Origin of the sequence: Saccharothrix longispora (genome assembly GCF_030852425.1) — a bacterium.
Lineage (GTDB): Bacteria > Actinomycetota > Actinomycetes > Mycobacteriales > Pseudonocardiaceae > Actinosynnema > Actinosynnema longispora.
On sequence record NZ_NSDM01000001.1, the window covers coordinates 467,603 to 485,357 of the forward strand.

Annotated in this window: 20 protein-coding genes; 5 read left to right on the forward strand and 15 right to left on the reverse strand. The window is 72.8% G+C overall.

Annotated elements, in window-relative coordinates:
* Position 1: 1 nt before the first annotated feature.
* Complete coding sequence (locus CKY47_RS02455) at positions 2-583, forward strand: HAD family hydrolase (RefSeq protein WP_306743933.1); 582 nt, start codon at positions 2-4, stop codon at positions 581-583.
* On the opposite strand, the gene CKY47_RS02460 is transcribed toward CKY47_RS02455, so the two are convergent.
* From CKY47_RS02460 to CKY47_RS02505, 10 genes are all read right to left on the reverse strand, one after another.
* Positions 554-1,315 carry a potassium channel family protein gene (locus CKY47_RS02460; RefSeq protein WP_306743934.1) on the reverse strand — a complete coding sequence of 254 codons (762 nt, stop codon included), beginning with the start codon at positions 1,313-1,315 and terminating at the stop codon, positions 554-556. The genes CKY47_RS02455 and CKY47_RS02460 overlap by 30 nt on opposite strands.
* A 47-nt stretch (positions 1,316-1,362) precedes the next feature.
* Positions 1,363-1,533 carry a hypothetical protein gene (locus CKY47_RS02465; protein ID WP_306743935.1) on the reverse strand — a complete coding sequence of 57 codons (171 nt, stop codon included), beginning with the start codon at positions 1,531-1,533 and terminating at the stop codon, positions 1,363-1,365.
* 67 nt (positions 1,534-1,600) lie between these two features.
* The gene (locus tag CKY47_RS02470) at positions 1,601-2,755 is read right to left on the reverse strand and encodes a pyridoxal phosphate-dependent aminotransferase (RefSeq protein ID WP_306743936.1); all 1,155 of its coding nucleotides are present in this window, start codon (positions 2,753-2,755) and stop codon (positions 1,601-1,603) included.
* A 70-nt stretch (positions 2,756-2,825) separates the two neighbouring features.
* Positions 2,826-3,356, reverse strand: coding sequence for an ESX secretion-associated protein EspG (locus CKY47_RS02475; protein ID WP_306743937.1), 531 nt, complete (start codon positions 3,354-3,356; stop codon positions 2,826-2,828).
* 130 nt (positions 3,357-3,486) lie between these two features.
* Entirely contained in the window at positions 3,487-4,251 is a 765-nt protein-coding gene (locus CKY47_RS02480; RefSeq protein WP_306743938.1) for an ESX secretion-associated protein EspG, read from the reverse strand.
* 1 nt (position 4,252) lies between these two features.
* Positions 4,253-5,587 carry a PPE domain-containing protein gene (locus CKY47_RS02485; protein ID WP_306743939.1) on the reverse strand — a complete coding sequence of 445 codons (1,335 nt, stop codon included), beginning with the start codon at positions 5,585-5,587 and terminating at the stop codon, positions 4,253-4,255.
* Positions 5,588-5,596: 9 nt separating this feature from the next.
* Positions 5,597-6,211, reverse strand: a complete 615-nt coding sequence (locus CKY47_RS02490) for a DUF3558 domain-containing protein (protein WP_306743940.1) — start codon at positions 6,209-6,211, stop codon at positions 5,597-5,599.
* On the reverse strand, positions 6,195-6,650 hold the full coding sequence (locus CKY47_RS02495) for a hypothetical protein (RefSeq protein WP_306743941.1): 456 nt from the start codon (positions 6,648-6,650) through the stop codon (positions 6,195-6,197). Before CKY47_RS02495 ends, CKY47_RS02490 begins: the two co-directional genes overlap by 17 nt.
* 115 nt (positions 6,651-6,765) lie before the next feature.
* Positions 6,766-6,960, reverse strand: a complete 195-nt coding sequence (locus CKY47_RS02500) for a DUF397 domain-containing protein (RefSeq protein ID WP_306743942.1) — start codon at positions 6,958-6,960, stop codon at positions 6,766-6,768.
* Positions 6,960-7,811, reverse strand: coding sequence for a helix-turn-helix domain-containing protein (locus CKY47_RS02505; protein ID WP_306743943.1), 852 nt, complete (start codon positions 7,809-7,811; stop codon positions 6,960-6,962). Before CKY47_RS02505 ends, CKY47_RS02500 begins: the two co-directional genes overlap by 1 nt.
* Before the next feature lie 109 nt (positions 7,812-7,920).
* On the opposite strand from CKY47_RS02505, the gene CKY47_RS02510 reads away from it, so the two are divergent.
* Both CKY47_RS02510 and CKY47_RS36815 read left to right on the forward strand, forming a co-directional pair.
* Positions 7,921-8,172: a hypothetical protein gene (locus CKY47_RS02510; protein WP_306743944.1), complete on the forward strand. Its 252-nt coding sequence runs from the start codon at positions 7,921-7,923 to the stop codon at positions 8,170-8,172.
* A gap of 179 nt (positions 8,173-8,351) precedes the next feature.
* Positions 8,352-8,867, forward strand: coding sequence for an SEC-C metal-binding domain-containing protein (locus CKY47_RS36815; protein WP_371320615.1), 516 nt, complete (start codon positions 8,352-8,354; stop codon positions 8,865-8,867).
* Position 8,868: 1 nt separating this feature from the next.
* Here CKY47_RS36815 and purD read toward each other — a convergent pair whose 3' ends face one another.
* From purD to CKY47_RS02530, 4 genes are all read right to left on the reverse strand, one after another.
* Positions 8,869-10,125: a phosphoribosylamine--glycine ligase gene (purD, locus tag CKY47_RS02515; protein ID WP_306743945.1), complete on the reverse strand. Its 1,257-nt coding sequence runs from the start codon at positions 10,123-10,125 to the stop codon at positions 8,869-8,871.
* 28 nt (positions 10,126-10,153) lie between these two features.
* Positions 10,154-11,143 (reverse strand): TAXI family TRAP transporter solute-binding subunit, encoded by a 990-nt coding sequence (locus CKY47_RS02520; RefSeq protein ID WP_306743946.1) that lies wholly within the window; start codon positions 11,141-11,143, stop codon positions 10,154-10,156.
* Positions 11,136-13,184 carry a TRAP transporter permease gene (locus tag CKY47_RS02525; protein WP_306743947.1) on the reverse strand — a complete coding sequence of 683 codons (2,049 nt, stop codon included), beginning with the start codon at positions 13,182-13,184 and terminating at the stop codon, positions 11,136-11,138. The genes CKY47_RS02520 and CKY47_RS02525 overlap by 8 nt, the downstream gene beginning before the upstream one ends.
* Positions 13,185-13,282: 98 nt before the next feature.
* A complete protein-coding gene (locus tag CKY47_RS02530; protein WP_306743948.1) occupies positions 13,283-13,543 on the reverse strand; it encodes a UBP-type zinc finger domain-containing protein in 261 nt (86 codons plus the stop codon).
* Between the two features lie 28 nt (positions 13,544-13,571).
* On the opposite strand from CKY47_RS02530, the gene CKY47_RS02535 reads away from it, so the two are divergent.
* The gene (locus CKY47_RS02535) at positions 13,572-15,125 is read left to right on the forward strand and encodes a Na+/H+ antiporter (protein ID WP_306743949.1); all 1,554 of its coding nucleotides are present in this window, start codon (positions 13,572-13,574) and stop codon (positions 15,123-15,125) included.
* A gap of 117 nt (positions 15,126-15,242) precedes the next feature.
* Positions 15,243-16,349 (forward strand): glycerophosphodiester phosphodiesterase, encoded by a 1,107-nt coding sequence (locus CKY47_RS02540; RefSeq protein ID WP_306743950.1) that lies wholly within the window; start codon positions 15,243-15,245, stop codon positions 16,347-16,349.
* Positions 16,350-16,400: 51 nt separating this feature from the next.
* Here CKY47_RS02540 and CKY47_RS02545 read toward each other — a convergent pair whose 3' ends face one another.
* Entirely contained in the window at positions 16,401-17,576 is a 1,176-nt protein-coding gene (locus tag CKY47_RS02545) for an LLM class flavin-dependent oxidoreductase (RefSeq protein WP_306743951.1), read from the reverse strand.
* Positions 17,577-17,755 lie beyond the last annotated feature (179 nt).

The following is a 17,755-nucleotide window of genomic DNA, read 5'->3' on the forward strand; positions in this document are numbered from 1 at the left end:
CGTGCGCTGGGTGGTGTTCGACTACGGCGAGGTGATCTCGCAGCCGACCGGTGCGCTGCCCGAGCTGGCGTCCCTGCTCGGGGCGCCCGTCGAGGACTTCGCGGCGGCCTACTGGGAACCGCGCCACGACTACGACAGCGGCGCGCCCGACCTGGTGTACTGGCGGGCCGTGGGCGCGCTGCTGGGCGTCGAGGTGGACGAGGCGATGTCCGCGCGGTTGACGGACGTGGACGTGCGCGGCTGGCTGCGGCCGGACCCGTCGGTGCTGGAGCTGCTGGCGGACCTGGCGTCGGAGGGGGTGCCGCTGGCGCTGCTGTCGAACGCCTCGGCGACGTTCGCCCGGGTGGCCGAGCGCGAGCCGTGGACCCGGCACTTCCGGCACCTGGTGTTCTCCGGCGACCTGGGCGTGGCGAAGCCCGACCCGCGGATCTTCGCCGCGCTGGCCGAGCGGATCGGCGCGGACCCGCGCGACTGCGTGTTCTTCGACGACCGGCAGGTCAACGTGGACGGGGCGAACGCGGCGGGGCTGACGGGCGTGCTGTGGCAGGGCAGCTCACACGCCCGGTCGGTGCTCGGCCCGTAGCTCCTCGCGCAGTTCCTCGCGCAGCGCGGCCAACTCCGCCCTGACCTGGCGGAGCTCGGTCGCGGCGGCCTGCTCGGCCGCGGTGACCGACTCCTCGACGCCGCTGAGCCGCTCGACGATCCAGGACGCGATGGTGCCCGTGACGACACCGATCAGGGCGATGCCGCCGACCATGAGCAGCGCGGCGACCAGCCGTCCCTCCCAGGTCACGGGGTAGCGGTCGCCGTAGCCGACGGTGGTGATGGTGGTGAGCACCCACCACGCGGCGTCGCCGAAGGTGGTGATCGAGGCGTCGGGGTGGCGGCGCTCGGCGTCCAGGACGGCGAGCGAGGCGCACAGGCCGACCAGGGTCGTGACGGCCGCGACGTAGACGCCGATGCGCTGCCGGACCCGGCCCGCGTACCGGCGGTTGAGCAGCTTGAGCACGGTGAGCAGGCGCAGCACGCGCAACTGGCGGACCACCGGCAGCACCACCGCGAGCAGGTCGAAGAGGTGGGTGGTCACGAACCTGCGCTTGTCGACCGCGATCACGAGCCGCGCCAGGTAGTCGACCGCGAAGACGAGCCACACGAACCAGAGGACGACCTCCAGCGCGCCGTGCAGGCCGGGGGTCGCGCGGTCGTCGAGGACCTGCCAGGCGTAGGCCACCAGGAACAGCACGGCGAGGCCGGTCAGGGGCCACTCGACGCGCCGCTCCCAATGGGCGAGGCGGCGCTCATCAGTCTCCGACACCGCACCATGGTGAACGCCGGTTCGCTGTTTTACCAGTTACCGGGGAGCTACGGCCCCTTGATGCCCTTGCGGCGGTTGGTCTTGATCGCGCCGTACGCGGCGGTGCCGAGGAACAGCACGCCGCCGATCACGGCGAGCCAGAAGACGCCCTCGATGACCGCTCCGGCGATCGTGATCACGACCCAGGCGGCGAGCAGCCACAGGATTATTCGACCCATGCCACACGAACGAGCCACACCGGCCGCGAGTTCCCCCCACCGGCCGGCCCCACGGGTACAACCGTCGTCATGACGACGACAACCACCCGCCGATCCGCCGCAACGCCTCCTCGATGTCGTGGCCGGCCCCGGCGAAGGACATCCGGATGAACTCGTGCCCGCGCACGGGGTCGAAGTCGATCCCGGGCACGATCGCGACGCCCGTGTCGTCGAGCAGGCGGCGGCAGAAGTCCATCGAGTCGGTCGTGAGGTGCGAGACGTCGGCGTAGGCGTAGAAGGCGCCGTCGGCGGGGGCCACCTCGTCGATGCCGAGGTCCGCCAGGCCCTTGAGCAGCACGTCCCGGTTGAGGCGGTACCCCTCGACCAGGCGTTCGGCCTGCGCGTACGACTCGGGCTCGAACGCCGCGACGGCCGCGTGCTGGGCGAGGGCGGGCGGGCAGAGCGTGAAGTTGCCCGTGAGCCGGTCCACGGCCCGACGCAGGTCGGGCGGCAGCAGCATCCACCCCAGCCGCCAGCCGGTCATGGCGAACGCCTTGGAGAAGGAGTTGACGACGATGGTGTCCCGGGAGGTCTCCCACGAGCAGGCGAGGGGCGTGCCGTAGCTGATGCCGTGGTAGATCTCGTCGCTGACGAGCCGCACGCCGCGCCCCGCGCACCACTCGGCGAGCCCGCGCAGCTCGTCGGGGGCGAGCACGGTGCCGGTCGGGTTGGCCGGGCTGGCCACGACCAGCCCGTCGAGCCGCCCCGCCGCCTCCAGCATCGCGACGGTCGGCTGGAAGCGCGTCTCCGGCCCGCACGGCAGTTCGACGACCTCACAGCCCAGTGCCCGCAGGATGTTCCGGTAAGCGGGGTAGCCGGGTCGCGCGAGCGCCACCCGGTCACCCGCGTCGAAGGAGGCGAGGAAGGCCAACAGGAAGGCCCCGGACGAGCCGGTCGTGACGACCACGTCGTCGGGCGACACCGCGAGCCCGTACTGCCGGTCGTAGTGCCCGGCCAACGCCTCGCGCAGCTCGGCGATGCCGAGCTGCTCGGTGTAGCCCAACGGCTGCTCTCGCAAGGCCCGCTGCGCCGCCTCCAGCACGGGGGTCGGCGCGGGGCTGGACGGCTGCCCGGCGGCCAACGACACGACGTCCCCGTGCGTCCGCTGCCGACGCGCGGCGGCCGACAGCACCTCCATCACGTGGAAGGGAGGAACATCCGCACGAGCCGCGACACCCACCATGCGAGCCAGGCTAACCCCTGCCGCCCGGGGCCCTGCCATCCCAGGACCCCGGTCACACCCGCGCCCTCGGCTACTCGCGGAATTCGTCCAGCAGCCCGGCGATCCTCCGGCGCAACCCGCCGGCGTCCACCGGCCCGTGGAAGTCGACCACGTCGGTCGCCCGGCGTCGCCGCCCGGTCCGGTCGATCGCCGCGGCCCCGAACTGGCCCCGCAGGTCCGGCGCGCCGACCGTCCCGTCCGGCTGCCGGGGCAGCAGGCCGACGAGCGCGGTGGACAGGTCGTGCCCCGCCTCGCGCACGGAGAGCAGGTCCCCCCTGAGCACGGCCAGCAGCGAGCCGGTCCCCGTGGACGCGGCGAGCGCGCGCACGGCCGTGCTGCCGATCCCGAGCCGCAGGTCCACCGATCTCGGCGGGTAGGCGAGCAGTTTGAAGGCGGCCCCCAGCCACGGGTCGAGTTCCGCGCCGCGGGCCAGACCCTGCGCGGTCAGGTGGCTCCACGGTGCGGGGTCGTCCTGGACGTGCAGGACGATCGGCATGGCGCCGAGGTCGAGGTGTTCCCATGCCGTGCGGAACGCGGTAGCGCTGAGCGTAGCGTTGGTCACCGAACGTCACTCCCGAAGGACGGCGGGCAGTGCTTGGCCCCCCAGGCCCGCACCCGATTGACGTCACGTGGAACGGGGAGGTTCCACCGGACACCCCCCTGGAGCACCCCCAGTACCCCCCTGGAAGCGCTCAGACCTCCTGGAGCAGCTCCCAGACGCAGGCCGCGAGCCGGGCGTTGTCGATGGGCGTGATCGTGCTCCACTCGCGCCCGTCCGAACTGGGCCGCACCAGGTGCAGGTACCGACCGGACGGGGTGTCGTGCCACGCCACCACCCGCGAGGCCCGGACGGGGGGTCCACCGGGCCGGGCGCGTTCGGCGCCGAACTGGCCGCGCGTGCTCATCCCGTCGCACATGGCGGCCAACTCCTGCGCCTCGTGCAGCGGCAACCCGTGCCGCTCCAGCGACAGCACCAGCTTCTCGGCGTCCCGGCCGGCCTCGTCGGACGCCTTGCGCAGCACGTCGTTCGGCAGGCTGATCGACCGCCCGTACCCGGCGGGCACCTCCCCGGCGACGGACACGGCCGCCTCGGCGAGCGCACTGGCGCGCGCCTCGATCAGCCACACCTCGTCGCCGTCGACGACGGCGAGCAGCCCGTCCTCACCGGCGGACGCCGCGAGCCCCTTGATCTTGCGGCGGTCCACCCACACCCACAGGTCGATCGACACCTGCGGGTTGGCGAGCAGCGCGAACGCGTCGGCCAACTCGGGCGTCAACCGCCGGTTCGCGGCCAACCCGCGTGCGGCGAGCGACTGCCAGGCCCGGTCCACCAGCGCGGCCCGCTCGGTGTGCGTGACACCGGGACTGGGCACGTCCAGCGCGACACTGCGCCTGGCGAGCCGCTCGCCTTCCCACGCGACGTCGAACTCCAGGGTCGACAGGACGACCGTGCTCACTTCACTTCTTCTCGGGCTCGTCGCCGATGACCGACTGCACGACCATCCGCTCGTCACCGAAGACGTCGTCGGAGTCCACGCCGTACTTGCGCACGTGCTCCTCGTCCTCCTCGCCCTGACCACCCCTCGCGGTGGCGGCGGGCTGCATCATCCCCGCGCCGACGCCCTTGCCCGCGCCTGCACCCGCGCCTGCACCCGCGGCGCCGGGACGACCGGGCGCGCGCTCGTCCGGGTCGATCATGCCGATCGTGGCCGAGACACCGGGCTTGCCGGTCAACGCGCCACCGGGCACACCGGGCACACCGCCCTTCGGGACGGAGCCGGCCCCGCCGGAACCGCCCTTCCCGCCGGCCGCGCCCTCGGGCACCTTGGCCCCCGCGGGCACACCGCCGCCGGACGGGTTGCGCACGACCCGCGCCCCGCGCGCGGCACCGGCCGCCAACCCGAGCGCCGCACCACCGGCGAGGCCCAACCCGAGCCCCAGCCCGAGGTTCGACCCGCCGACCTTGCCCAGCCCGGCGGGCGGCAGCACCGCCGAGCCGCCACCGGGCACGGTGGGCGCGATCCCCGTGACAGCACCGCCGGGAAGACCACCGGGCAGGCCACCACCGGGCAGGCCACCACCGGGCAGCTGCGGCGGCAACCCGACCGTGCCACCGCCGGGCACACCGCCGACCCCGCCACCGGGCAGCGCCCCGGGCACGACCCCCGGCACACCCGCGATCCCGCCACCGGGCTGGATCGCCGGCGCCACCGGCGTGCTGACGCTGGACGCGGACGTCACGTCGAACTGCGGCGGCTTGTTCATGCCCTGGTACTGGTTGAGCGCGTCGCGGCTCGCCTCGGTGTACTGGTCGAGCCCGCGGATTGTCTGCTCGCGCGCGGCCTGGGTCGCCTTGACCTCTTTCGCGTGGTCGGTCTCGTACCCGAAGAAGCCGCCCGCGTCGTCCCAGAAGTTCGTCTCCGTGTCGCCCTGCAACGTGGCGGGCTCCGGCATGCTGTTGCGGGTCTGGCTGTAGTTGGCCCCCTGCACGGCGGTGGCCTTGGAGTTCTGCTTGGCGGCATCGGTGCCGGACGCGGCCACGTCAGCCGACACGGTGACCGCCTTCCCGGCGTTGTCACCGGCCGCACCCTGCCAGTTGATGCCGAGCTTCTTCAGCTCGTTGCGCAACGTCTCGTCGGTCTCGTCCAACGTCGCCGCGAGCTGGCGCAACGCGTGCGAGGCATCGCTGAACCGCTGGGCCGCGTCGCCGCTCTGAAACTGCTGGACCAAGCCGGCCAACGCACCGTTGCTGTATCCCTCGAAGCGGTGGTCGGTGATCTGCTTGAAGCTCATGCCTCCCCCTTACTTCAAGGTCTGCAACGTCGTCAGGGCCATTTCCGCACCCTTGGCCGCGTTCTCGCACATCTGGTCCTGAGTGAACCCCTCGCCGATGGGCAGGAACGAGACGAACAACTGCTGCCCGTCAGCCACGTCCACCGCCAAGGCGCAGTCGAACTTGGAAGTGCCTGCCAGCCGGACTTCGTAGGCACCGAACCCGGCAACGGTCTTCTGCTCGATCTCGAGATTGCTCGGGCCTTCCCAGTACCCGATACCCTCGTCGGCGATCAGCGTGACCTCGTAGCTGAACAACGGTCGGGAGTTGCCCTGGAAGCTGCACCCCGGCGAATCCTTGCCATCGATGACGTCTTGGGGCTCACTGATCGCTTCGTCGATCTTCAGCTGCTTTTGTTGTTCCGCAGTGAGTGACTGACAGGCGTCGGCAACGTCATCGAGCTTGATCTCGACCGGTCGAGCCGGAAATTCGACGGTCGGCTTCGACGAACCGGATGTCGACCCGGAGGAACCACCGGTGGGTGTCGGTTGCGGACTCGGATCACCAGGTTCTTCGGCCGTGCAGCCGGAGAGAAGCGCACCGACCGCGACGATCGCGACGAGAGCTCTACTGCTGCGATGCACCCGCTGCCCCCATAGCCGCCACCACTTCTTCTTCGGTGTGCCCGTACTGCTTCGCCGTGGCGCGCAACTGCTCCACGAGACCGCTGAGGCTGTCGATGTACATCTGAACACGCATCGCGTACGAATCATCGTGATCGACCAGTCGGTCGTTCCAGGCTTCGGCGATGTCCTTGTTCAGCTCGTCGAGGCCCCCGAGGCGAACCCTGAGGTCACGTCCGGCCGCCCGGTAACTGGTGCGCAACACATCGATCTGATCATTGATGATCTTGCCTGCCTGAAGGACCGTCTCCTTGGAGACCTCGAACTTCTGGCTGGAGCCGGGGCCCGAGGCCATCGTGTCGCTCAGGCGCTTCTCCGCCGCGAACACCTCGCCGACCGCCTTGCCGATGGCTCCGCCTATGCCGGCGACGGCACCCAGTAGGCCGTTCTCCTCTGCCACGACGTCCTACCCCCGTACGGTCGGTGACTGGTCGGTCCCGGTCCGAGGCTACCAACGACCGCGTGAACCGGGCCTGAGGTTGGACGAAGCCGCACCCCTGTCGGTTCCCGCTGGATCAGACGTCCCGGACACCGGCCTTGACGGTCTCGACAAGCCGCGCGAAGGCCGCGACCGGGACGACCAGTGTCCCGGCGGTGGGGGCTTTGCTGTCGCGGACGGCCCGACCTCCGGATACGACCGCGCACTCGACGCACTGGTTGCTGCCGCCGCTGCGACTGCTCTTGCGCCATCTCGCATCCGCCCCGGTCATCACGCCTCCAGTTCTCGCCTGATGACGCGCAACAGGTCCGCAGTGTCGCGCGGCCCCAGCGCGGCCCTGACCAACGACGCGAACACTATCCGAAACTTCTCCACGTCCGAGGGATCGTCCATGATCGCCTCACCACCCGCGTACTCCAGCCCGATGAACGGGGCGTCCAACGGATCACCGAACCGGAGGATGTTCACCGCTCCGCCCATCGTGGGGTACTCGCCGGCCCCGAAGGGGAGCACCTGGACGGTGATGTTGTCCCGCTCGGCCAACTCCAGCAGGTGGTCGACCTGCTCGGCCATCACCTCCGCGCCACCGACGACGCGTCGCACGGCGGCCTCGTCCAGTACGGCGTGCACGACCAGGGGGTCCGGCCCGGCGATGCGCCGCTGCCGCGCCACCCGCGACTCGACGAACTTCTCCGCGTCGACCACGCCGCCGATCGACGCGCCGTTCCGGGTGATCGCCAGCGCGTACCGCCGGGACTGGAGCAGGCCGGGGACGAGTGTCGGGGAGATGATGTCGAGCGCCACCGCCTCGGTCTCCATCCGCAGGTACGCCTGGAACTTCTTCGGCACCGCACCGGCCAGCGGGAGCCGCGTGCCGTCCTGCTTGGCGTCCTCCCACTTCTGGAGCGCGTGCTCCCGCTCGTCGTCCGAGGCGTTGTAGTAGGCGAGCAGCACCTCGACCTCGGCGAGGCTGGGCAGGGTCTGCCCGGACTCGGTGCGGCTGATCGTGGACTGGGCCTTGCGGATGCGTCGGGCCGCGTCCTCGGCGGAGAGGCCGGCGCGCTCGCGGAACTGCCGCAGCAGCGAGCCGACCCGTCGCTTCCGCGTCGTCTGGTACGGCACGGTGATCCTTTCCGAACGACTTCGAGCACCTTAGTGGCGTCCACCGGCCAACCATGTCACTCAATCGTGTAATACCGACTGTGGATATCCAGAGGATAAGTTCCCTTACGTGAGTGCAGAGACCACGCAGGGCGGTATGTGGGTGGCAGTGGCCGACGACGGTCCGATCACGCTCGGCGTCGAGCCGGAAGCGCGAAGGGCCGAGATCACGTTCTTCGGGTCGTTCGAGGTCAGCCTCAGCCTGAGCGAGCGGTCCATCTTCCGGTGCCAGGCCCTCTGCGCCGAAGCCCTGCGCGAGATGCGCGCCGTCGGCGACGACCCGGAGCGCTCGTGGATGCAGCCGGCCGCGCCGTCGGGGTGACGGTGGCACCTCGGAGGGGAAGGCCGTCGTTCTCGCGGCGGTCCTGGTGCCGGTGGCGGGTATCGCTCAGTCCGGACGAGCGCTGGGCCGGCACCGACCCCGACGAGTTCGGTCGGGAGTTCGCGTCCGCCGCGGAGCGCCTCGCCGACGAGGTGCGGGAACGCTTCCGACACCGCTCGATGAAGTCCGCGGATGCCTTCCCGTGCGGAGCCGATCCGCGACGCCCAGGACCTGGAAGCCTCTCTCGACGAGTCCCACACACACGAGCGCGACGAGATCCTGCTGGAAGCCGCCGAGGCGTGGCGGGCGGCGGGCCAGCACGAGCGCGCCCTGGCGTTGCTGGGCGAGGCCGTCGACCAGGGTGGTGGGAGCGGCGCCGAGGCGAGGGTCGCGCTGTTCGACCTGGGCCGGGTCGAGGAGTCCGAGGCGGCGTCGGAGGAGCTGGGATTCCTGTCGATCGCGCACGGCGTCGTCACGGGTCGACGGCGGGTCCGGGAGGCGTTGGGTCTGCCGCCGGACCGGTTGGACGAGTCCGCGACCACCTCCGACGAGGTTCCGGACGTGTTGGCGCGGCTGGCCGACCGGCTCACGCCCGCTCCGCCGCGGGCGGCGAGGTCGCCTGGCCGCCCGCGCGCAACGACAGGTGCTGGTGCGGTTCGGCCGCCGAGTACGAGAAGTGCTGCGGCCGGCCGTGACCTACGGGACCTCGACCACGCCCTCCGCCGCGCGCAGCGCGATGTCGGTCCGGTGGTGCGAACCGGTCAGGTGGACCGCCTCCACGCGCCGGTAGGCGTCGGAGCGGGCTTCGGCCAGGGTGGCGCCCGTGCCGACCACCGACAGGACCCGGCCGCCGGTGGAGACGACCGCGCCGTCCTCGCGGCGGCGGGTGCCGGCGTGGAGGACGCCCTCGGCCTCCGCCCCGCCCACCACGTCGCCGGTGCGCGGCCGGCCGGGGTAGCCCTCGGCGGCGACCACGACGGTCACCGCGTAGCCCTCGGACCAGTCCAGCGGGGGGGCCGCGGCCAGTTCGCCCACCGCGGCGGAGTGGAAGAGGCCGGCCAACGGGGTGCGCAGCAGTGCGACCACGGCCTGGGTCTCCGGGTCGCCGAAGCGGCAGTTGAACTCGATGACCTGGGGGCCCGTCGAGGTCAGGGCCAGGCCCGCGTACAGCAGGCCGGTGAACGGGGTGTCGCGACGGGCCAGTTCGTCCACGACCGGCTGCACGCAGGTCGACACGATCGTGTCGACCAGGTCGGCCTGGGCCCACGGGAGCGGGGCGTAGGCGCCCATGCCGCCGGTGTTCGGGCCGGCGTCGCCGTCACCCACCCGCTTGAAGTCCTGCGCGGGCAGCAGCGGCACCACGGTGGCACCGTCCACCAGGCAGAACAGGGACACCTCGGGGCCGTCCAGGAACGACTCCAGCAGCACCGGGTGGCCGTGGTCGAGCAGGGTCATGGCGTGGGCGCGGGCCACGGCGCGGTCGGCGGTGACGACCACGCCCTTGCCCGCGGCCAGGCCGTCGTCCTTCACGACCCACGTGGGGCCGAAGCGGTTGAGCGCCGCGTCGAGGCGGGCCGGGTTGTCGACGACCTCGGACGTCGCGGTGGGCACGCCGGCCGCGGCCATGACGTCCTTCGCGAACGCCTTCGAGCCCTCGATGCGGGCCGCCGCGGCGGACGGGCCGAAGCAGGCGATGCCCGCGGCGCGCACGGCGTCCGCCGCACCCGCCACCAGGGGCTGCTCCGGCCCGACCACGACGAGGTCGGCCTTCCACTCCTGCGCCAGCGCCGCGACGGCCGCGCCGTCGGTGACGTCGACCCCGTAGGTCTCCGCCACCCCGGCGATGCCGGCGTTGCCGGGCGCGCACGCCAAGGCGATCACCGAGGGGTCCCGCGACAAGGCGAGGACTAGGGCATGTTCACGGGCGCCAGACCCGATGACCAGGACACGCACGGTGCGGAAGCCTAGATGACCCGGCCGGTCACCCGCCCAGTGCGTCCAGCGAGCCGGGGTGCAGCGGCACGGGACCGGTCTCGCGGGCCTGGTCCCGGGAGATGTCCTTGACGGCCGGGTGCACGGCTTCCAGGTCGGCCTTCCGGTCGAACAGCAGCTTCGTCACGGCGCACGCGTCGCCCCGGGGGAAGTCCTCCCGCACGAGCAGCACGTTGGGCACCACGACCGTCGGCACGTCGGCCGGCTGCCCGTAGGCGGCGGCCGGGATGACGCCACGGTCGTACACCTCGTTGACCTCCTTGAGCGCGTCGAGCTGCGGCGTGATGTCGAGGAACCGCACGTCGTCGCCCAGCGACGTGGTCAGGTCGGTGATCTGCGCGGTCGGCAGGCCGCCGGACCAGACGAGGCCGTCGAGGCTGCCGTCCTTCATGCCGTCGGCGGTCTTGGCGAGGTCGAGGCGCTGCGCCTGCACGTCGGTGTCGATGTCGAGCCCGGCGGCCTCGAGCAGGCGGGTCGCGATGACCTCGGTGCCGGATTTCGGCGAACCGGTGGAGATCCGCTTGCCGCGCAGGTCGGCGACGGAGGAGATGCCGGCGTCGGCGCGCACCAGCACCTGCGTGTAGTTCCGGTACAGCCTGGTCAGGGCCTGCACCTTCTGCGGCTTGCCGTCGAACGCGCCCTTGCCGGCGACGGCGTCGGCGGCGGTGTCGGCGAGCGAGAACGCCACGTCGTAGTCGTTCGCGACGAGCTGCTGGATGTTCTGCACCGACGCGCCGGTCTCGGCCGCGGTGGCCTTGAGCGCGGTGTTGTCGCTGATCAGCTTGGCCAGGCCGCCGCCGACGACGTAGTACACGCCGCCGGAGTTGCCGGTGGCGATGGTGATGCGGCCGTCGCCGGCCTCGCAGGCGGCCCCGTCGGAGCCCGCCGAGGCGTCCGGGGTGCGCTTGCCGCCGCACCCGGCGACGACGAGCCCGACCGAGAGCACGCCCACGACGGTCTTGAACGCCCAGCTACGCATGCTGTTCCTTCCTCCTCCGGACGAGGTGCACCACCACCGCGGCGGCCAGGAAGCCCAGGCCGACGGCGACGGTGACCGGTTGCAGGTAGAGCAGGGCGAGTGCCCCGAGCGCGCACAGCGCGCGTTCCGGCCACCGCGCGGGGCCGAACAGCCAGCCGCCGGTGAGCACGGCGAGCGCCGCCACCCCGAGGGCCGACGCGACGAACACCCAGAGGGCGTCGAGGAGCGGGGTCCGCAGCAGCAGGCCCGCGCCGTTCTCGGTGAGCACGAACGCGAGCGGCACGAGGAACGCGGGCAGCGTGTACTTCCAGGTCCGCCACATGGTCTTCACCACGTCGCCGCCGGTGATGGCGGCGGCGGCCACGGCGGCGAGCGCGGTCGGCGGCGTCACCTCGGACAGCACCGCGTAGTAGAAGATGAACATGGCCGCTTCCTCGCGGGCCACGCCCAGTTGGGTCAGCGCGGGCCCGATCACGACCCACGCGATGATGAACGACGCGGTCACCGGCACGGCGAGCCCGAGCAGGCTCACCGCGACCGCCGCGAGCACGGCGGTGACCACCAGCACCGCGGTCGGGTTCGAGGAGATCGCGCCCGCGACGTCGACCAGCGCCGACGCCAGCACCTGGCCGAGCCCGGTCTTGGTGATGGTGGACGTGATCACGCCCGCCGCGGCGCACACGGCGATCACCGGCAGCGCGGACCGCACGCCGGTGGCCAGCGAGTCGGCCAGGTCGAGCAGCCACCCGCGCACGTCGCCGCGCCGGGCGATCAGCGCGAACGCGGCGGCCACGCCGGTGGCGTAGACGACGGCCGAGTAGACCGGGATGTCCAGGGCGAGGAACAGCACGATCACGCCGAGGGACAGGAAGTGGTAGCCGCCGCGCTTGAGCAGCACCCACGGGCCGGGGGCGTCGATCTCCACCGGCTTCGCGCCGAACCGCCGGGCGTCGACCTCCACGGCGAGCGCGATGCCCAGGTAGTACAGCAGCGTCGGCAGGATCGCCCACACCAGCACCTGGAGGTACGAGGTCTCCAGGTACTCGGCGATGATGAACGCCGCCGCGCCGAGGGTCGGCGGGGACAGGATCGCGCCGATGCCGGACGCGGCGAGCAGGCCGCCCGCGTTCTCCCTCGGGTAGCCGGCCTCGCGCAGCATCGGCCACGTCACCGCGCCGAGCGACACGGTGGTGGCGGTGCCCGAGCCGGACACGGTGCCGAGCAGGAACCCGGCGGTGGCGGCGGTGCGACCGGGCGCGGTGCGCGACTTGCGGAACGCGGAGAAGCTGATGTCGACGAAGAACGCGCCCGCGCCGGAGGCGTTGAGCACCGAGCCGTAGATGGTGAACAGCACGATGTACGTGGCGGCGACGTCGAGCGGCGTGCCGTAGAACCCGGTGGCGTCGTTGTAGAAGCCGTTGATGATCTGTCCGAAGTCGACGCCCGCGTGGGAGATCGCCCAGGACGGCGGCAGGAACCCGCCGTAGTAGGCGAACGCGATGAACGCCAGGCACACGACGGGCAGCACCCACCCGGTGGTGCGCCGGCACGCCTCCAGGACCAGGACCAGCAGCAGCGTCCCGGCGAGCACGTCGAGGTCGGTCAGCTGCCCCTGCCGGTCGAGGAACGCGTCGAAGCCCCCGAACAGCGGGTACGCGCCGACCGCGAACGCCACCGCGGCGAACGCCCAGTCGAGGGGACCCGGGTCGTCGCCGGCCGCCGGGTCGCGTCGGTCGCCGTCGCGCCGGTCGCCGTCACGTCGGGCGCCGTCACGCCGCCCGCGCGGCCGGTAGCACAGGAAGACGAGCGGCAGCGTGACCGCCAGGAACACCACCAGGTAGTACTGGCCGCCCTTGGCGAACGGCCAGAACACCTGCTTGAGCACGAGCAGCGCGACGGCGAACCCCGCCACCCGCACGCCCAGGTCCCACCGACGGGACAGGGCGCGCGACGGGCGCTCCTCGTCGTGCTCGGCGATCAGCCGGTCGACCTCTGCGGTGCCGGTGGCGGCGTCGCCCCCCGGCTGCGGCTTCGTGGACACGCGCACCCCTTCGTGTCGCGCTCGATCGAGCGCTCCCGAAGCTATCCGTGTCGCGGGTCACAGCCATAGGTCGACCGGCTAAAGGGACTGTAAAGCCGTCACACGACCCGGTTGTCCACGTAGCACCAGCGCCAGTCCTCGCCCGGCTCGAACGACCGGATCACGGGGTGGTGCTCGGCGCGGAAGTGCGCGGTCGCGTGCCGGCGCGGGCTGGAGTCGCAGCACGCCACGTGCCCGCAGCCCAGGCAGATCCGCAGGTGCGCCCAGGTGCGCTCCCCCGCGGCGAGGCAGTCCGCGCACCCGTCGGCGCTGTCCGGCGACACCTCGGCGGGCAGGTCCGACACGTGAGGACAGGTCATACGCGCCATCATCGCGCAGGATTGCGGCATGCACGGACCCGCGTTGCTCCTGTTGCTCGTCGGCGCGCTGCTGGTGACGGCGGTCGCCAAGCGGCTGGGCTGGTCGTCGCCGCTCGTCCTCGTCGGCGTCGGCCTCGCCGTGTCGTTCATCCCCGGGCTGCCGGAGTTCGCCCTGGAACCGGAGCTGATCCTGGTCCTGGTGATCCCGCCGCTGCTGTACTCGGCGGCGCTGGACAGCTCGTACCACAACTTCCGCGCGAACCTGCGGCCGATCGGGCTGCTCGCGGTGGGGCTGGTGCTGGCGACCACGCTCGCGGTCGGCTGGGTGGCGCACCTGGCGCTGCCGGGGCTGCCGCTGTGGTCGGCGCTCGCGCTGGGCGCGGTGGTCGCCCCGCCGGACGCGGTGGCGGCGGTGGCGGTCGGGCGCAGGCTGAACCTGCCGCGCCGCACCATGACCCTGCTCACCGGCGAGAGCCTGATCAACGACGCGACCGCGCTGACCGCGTACAAGGTGGCCGTCGCGGCGGCGGCCGGCGCGACGGCCACGTGGGCGTCGGGCGCCGGCACGTTCCTGGTCAGCGCGGGCGGCGGCGTGGTCGTCGGGCTGGTCGTCGGGGTGGCCGTGCGGTGGGTGCGCGACCGGTTGGACGACGGCGTGCTGGGGAGCGCGCTGGGCATGCTGGTGCCGTTCGGCGCGTACCTCCTCGCCGAGGAGCTGCACGCGTCCGGCGTGCTCGCGGTCGTCGTGGCCGGGCTCTACGTCGGGCACTACGCGCCGCGCGGCTCGTACTACACGCGCCTGCAGGACACGGCGGTGTGGCGGTCGGTGGACGTGCTGCTGGAGTCGTTCGTGTTCGCCCTGATCGGGTTGCAGCTCAAGACGGTCGTGGCCGCCGTGGACGTCACGCCCGCGCTCGTGCGGGGCGCGGCGGCGGTGCTGGGGGCGACGGTCCTCGTGCGGTTCGCCTGGATGTACCCGGCCGCGTACCTGCCCCGGTTGCTGTCGCGGCGCGTCCGGGAGCGCGAGCCCGCGCCGGGGTGGCGCGGCGTCACGGTGATCTCGTGGGCCGGGATGCGGGGCGTGGTGTCGCTGGCCGCCGCGGCGGCGCTGCCGCTGGACCTGCCGGGCCGCGACGTGATCGTGTTCTGCGCGTTCGCGGTCACCGTGGGGACGCTGCTGGCGCAGGGCACGACGCTGCCGTTGGTCATCCGCGTGCTGGGCCACCGGGGCGACGAGGCGCGGGCCGACGCGCTGGCCGAGGCGCAGGTGCAGCACGCGGCGGCGCAGGCGGCGGTGGCCCGGCTCGACGAGGTGACCGGCGACGGCGACACCGCGCCCGAGCACGTCGTGGAGCGGCTGCGGGTCATGGCCGAGCAGCGGGGCAACGCGGCGTGGGAGCGGCTCGGGCGGCAGGACGACGAGTCGCCCGCCGCGTCGTACCGGCGGCTGCGGCGGACCATGCTCGACGCCGAGCGCCGGGTGTTCGTCGAGGCCAGGGACGAGGGCCGGATCGACGACGAGGTGCTGTTCCGGGTGCTGCGCGAACTGGACCTGGAGGAGGCCGCCATCTCCCGGGAGTGACGGCGGGAGCCCGAGGCGTTCACCGTGACGTGATCTCCGGTTCGCCCTACGGTGACCGGGACGTCGCGGTGCGCGACGAGGCTGCCGCGCGTCTGGGTTCTCTACGGGAGGTCGGCGATGGTGCGGACGAGGTTCGTCGGGGCGGCGCTCGCGGCGCTGGTGGTGGCCGGGGTGGCGGCAGTGCTGCCCACCGGCTCGGCCAGTGGCGACGACCGCGTGGAGGTGTCGCGCAAGGGCCCGCTGGTGATCGGCCACCGCGGCGCGTCGGGCTACCGCCCGGAGCACACGCTGGCGGCGTACGAGCTGGCCGCGCGGATGGGCGCCGACTACGTGGAGCCGGACCTGGTCGTCACCAGGGACGGCAAGCTCGTCGCGCGGCACGAGAACGAGATCGGCGGCACCACCGACGTCGCCGCGCACCCGGAGTTCGCCGCGCGGAAGACCACCAAGGTCGTCGACGGCGTGCCGATCACCGGCTGGTTCACCGAGGACTTCACGCTCGCCGAGCTGAAGACGCTGCGCGCGGTGGAGCGCATCCCGGACGTCCGACCGCGCAACACGCTCTACGACGGCCGGTTCGAGATCCCCACCTTCGAGGAGGTGGTCGAGCTGAGCCGGCGGCTGTCCCGCGAGCTGGGGCGCGACATCGGCCTCTACCCCGAGACCAAGCACCCCACGTACTTCCAGGACATCGGCCTGCCCCTGGAGCCGCGCCTGGTCGACGTGCTCAACCGCAAGGGCCTCAACCGGCACGGCGCCAAGGTGTACGTGCAGTCCTTCGAGGTGGCCAACCTCAAGGCGCTGAAGCGCGAGCTGCGCGTGCCGCTCGTGCAGCTGGTCAGCGGCTCCGGTGCGCCGTACGACTTCGTGAAGGCCGGCGACAAGCGCACCTACGGCGACCTCGTGACCCCCGCGGGCCTGCGCGAGATCCGCACGTACGCGTCCGGCATCGGCGCGGAGAAGAGCCGCATCATCCCGCGCGACGCCGACGGCCGCCTGACGACGCCGACGACCCTGGTGCGCGACGCCCACACGCGCGGGCTGGTCGTGCACGCGTGGACGTTCCGCAACGAGAACGCGTTCCTGCCGGCCGACTTCCGCACCTCCGCCGACCCGGCCGCCTACGGCCGCGCGTTCGGCGAGTACGCGGCGTTCTACGCCACCGGCCTCGACGGGGTGTTCGCCGACAACCCGGACACCGCCGTGGAAGCCCGCAAGGGCTGACGGCCGCCCCGACGGGAGGGCCCCGGCGCACCGCCGGGGCCCTCCCGCGCTTCAGGAGCCCTCGACCGCCACCGCGCCCGCCCGGGCCGGCACGTCGACGTCCACCGGCGCGGCGCGTCCACCGGGCCGGGCGAGCAGGCCCCGCGCCGCCAGGACCGGCCGGACGCCCTCGCCGAACCAGTACGCCTCCTCCAGGTGCGGGTGGCCGGAGAGCACGAACTCGTCCACGCCGAGCGCGTGGTACTCCTCGACCAGGTCCGCGACCTCCTCGTGGCTGCCGACCAGGGCCGTGCCCGCGCCGCCGCGCACCAGGCCGATGCCGGCCCACAGGCCCGGGTGCACCTCCAGGCCCCGCACGCCCCTCGACAGGTCGCCGCCGTGCAGGGCGGCCATGCGCTGCTGCCCCACGGACCCGGAGGCGCGCAGCTGCCGCTGGGCCCGCGCCACCTGCGCCGGGTCCAGGGCCTCCAGCAGCTTCTCCGCCTCCCGCCAGGCCTCGGCGGACGTGTCGCGGCTGATCGCGTGCAGCCGGACGCCGAACCGGATGGGGCGGTCGCCCGCCAGTTCGCGGACGCGGCCGATCTTCTCCGCCACCTGCGCCGGGGGTTCGCCCCAGGTCAGGTAGACGTCGGCGCGCCGGGCGGCCACCGGCAGGGCGGCGTCGGACGAGCCGCCGAAGTAGATCGGCGGCACGGGGTCGGGCACGCCCATGACCGTGCCGCCCGCGATCCGGTAGTGCGCGCCCTCGAAGTCGACCGGCCGGCCCGACCACGCGGCGCGCACGACGTGCAGGAACTCGTCCGTGCGGGCGTAGCGCTGGTCGTGGTCGAGCCAGTCGCCGAACCGGCGCTGCTCGACCTCGTCGCCGCCGGTCACCACGTTGAGCAGCAACCTGCCCCGCGAGATCCGCTGGTAGGTCGCGGCCATCTGGGCGGCCAGGGTCGGCGAGAGGACGCCGGGCCGGAGGGCCACCAGGAACTTCAGGGTGGACGTGCGGGCGATCAGCGCGGCGGTGGTGAGCCACGCGTCCTCGCACCACGTGCCGGTGGGCGTCAGCACGCCCTCGAAGCCGTTGCGCTCGGCCGCCTGCGCGACCTCGGCCAGGTAGTCGATGTCCGGGTCGCGCTGGGCGGCGGCGGCCCCGGGCGAGCTGTTCGCGTGGAAGCGCTCGACGACCGTGCGGCCGTCACCGGACGTGGGCAGGAACCAGTGCAGTGCGACGCTCATGGCAGCTCCCCCGGGAAGCGGGTGCCCGCGAAGTCCTCGAAGTCCACCTCGCCCGGCACCGTGCCGTCCGCACGCGTGGTCGGGCGCTGATCGGCGGACCCGAGTTTTCGTCGTGCCCCGGGGGAAGTCAACGCGTCCCGGATCGTGAAAGCGCCTCCGCCCCCGATCGCTTCGGGGGC

Excerpts from the sequence above, each read along its gene's own strand:
- CKY47_RS02465 (WP_306743935.1), bottom strand. The coding sequence starts at position 1,533 with ATGGGTCGAATAATCCTGTGGCTGCTCGCCGCCTGGGTCGTGATCACG.
- CKY47_RS02470 (WP_306743936.1), bottom strand. The coding sequence starts at position 2,755 with ATGGTGGGTGTCGCGGCTCGTGCGGATGTTCCTCCCTTCCACGTGATG.
- CKY47_RS02485 (WP_306743939.1), bottom strand. The coding sequence starts at position 5,587 with ATGAGCTTCAAGCAGATCACCGACCACCGCTTCGAGGGATACAGCAAC.
- CKY47_RS02500 (WP_306743942.1), bottom strand. The coding sequence starts at position 6,960 with ATGACCGGGGCGGATGCGAGATGGCGCAAGAGCAGTCGCAGCGGCGGC.
- CKY47_RS36815 (WP_371320615.1), top strand. The coding sequence starts at position 8,352 with ATGAAGTCCGCGGATGCCTTCCCGTGCGGAGCCGATCCGCGACGCCCA.
- CKY47_RS02520 (WP_306743946.1), bottom strand. The coding sequence starts at position 11,143 with ATGCGTAGCTGGGCGTTCAAGACCGTCGTGGGCGTGCTCTCGGTCGGG.
- CKY47_RS02530 (WP_306743948.1), bottom strand. The coding sequence starts at position 13,543 with ATGACCTGTCCTCACGTGTCGGACCTGCCCGCCGAGGTGTCGCCGGAC.
- CKY47_RS02535 (WP_306743949.1), top strand. The coding sequence starts at position 13,572 with ATGCACGGACCCGCGTTGCTCCTGTTGCTCGTCGGCGCGCTGCTGGTG.
- CKY47_RS02540 (WP_306743950.1), top strand. The coding sequence starts at position 15,243 with ATGGTGCGGACGAGGTTCGTCGGGGCGGCGCTCGCGGCGCTGGTGGTG.
- CKY47_RS02545 (WP_306743951.1), bottom strand. The coding sequence starts at position 17,576 with ATGAGCGTCGCACTGCACTGGTTCCTGCCCACGTCCGGTGACGGCCGC.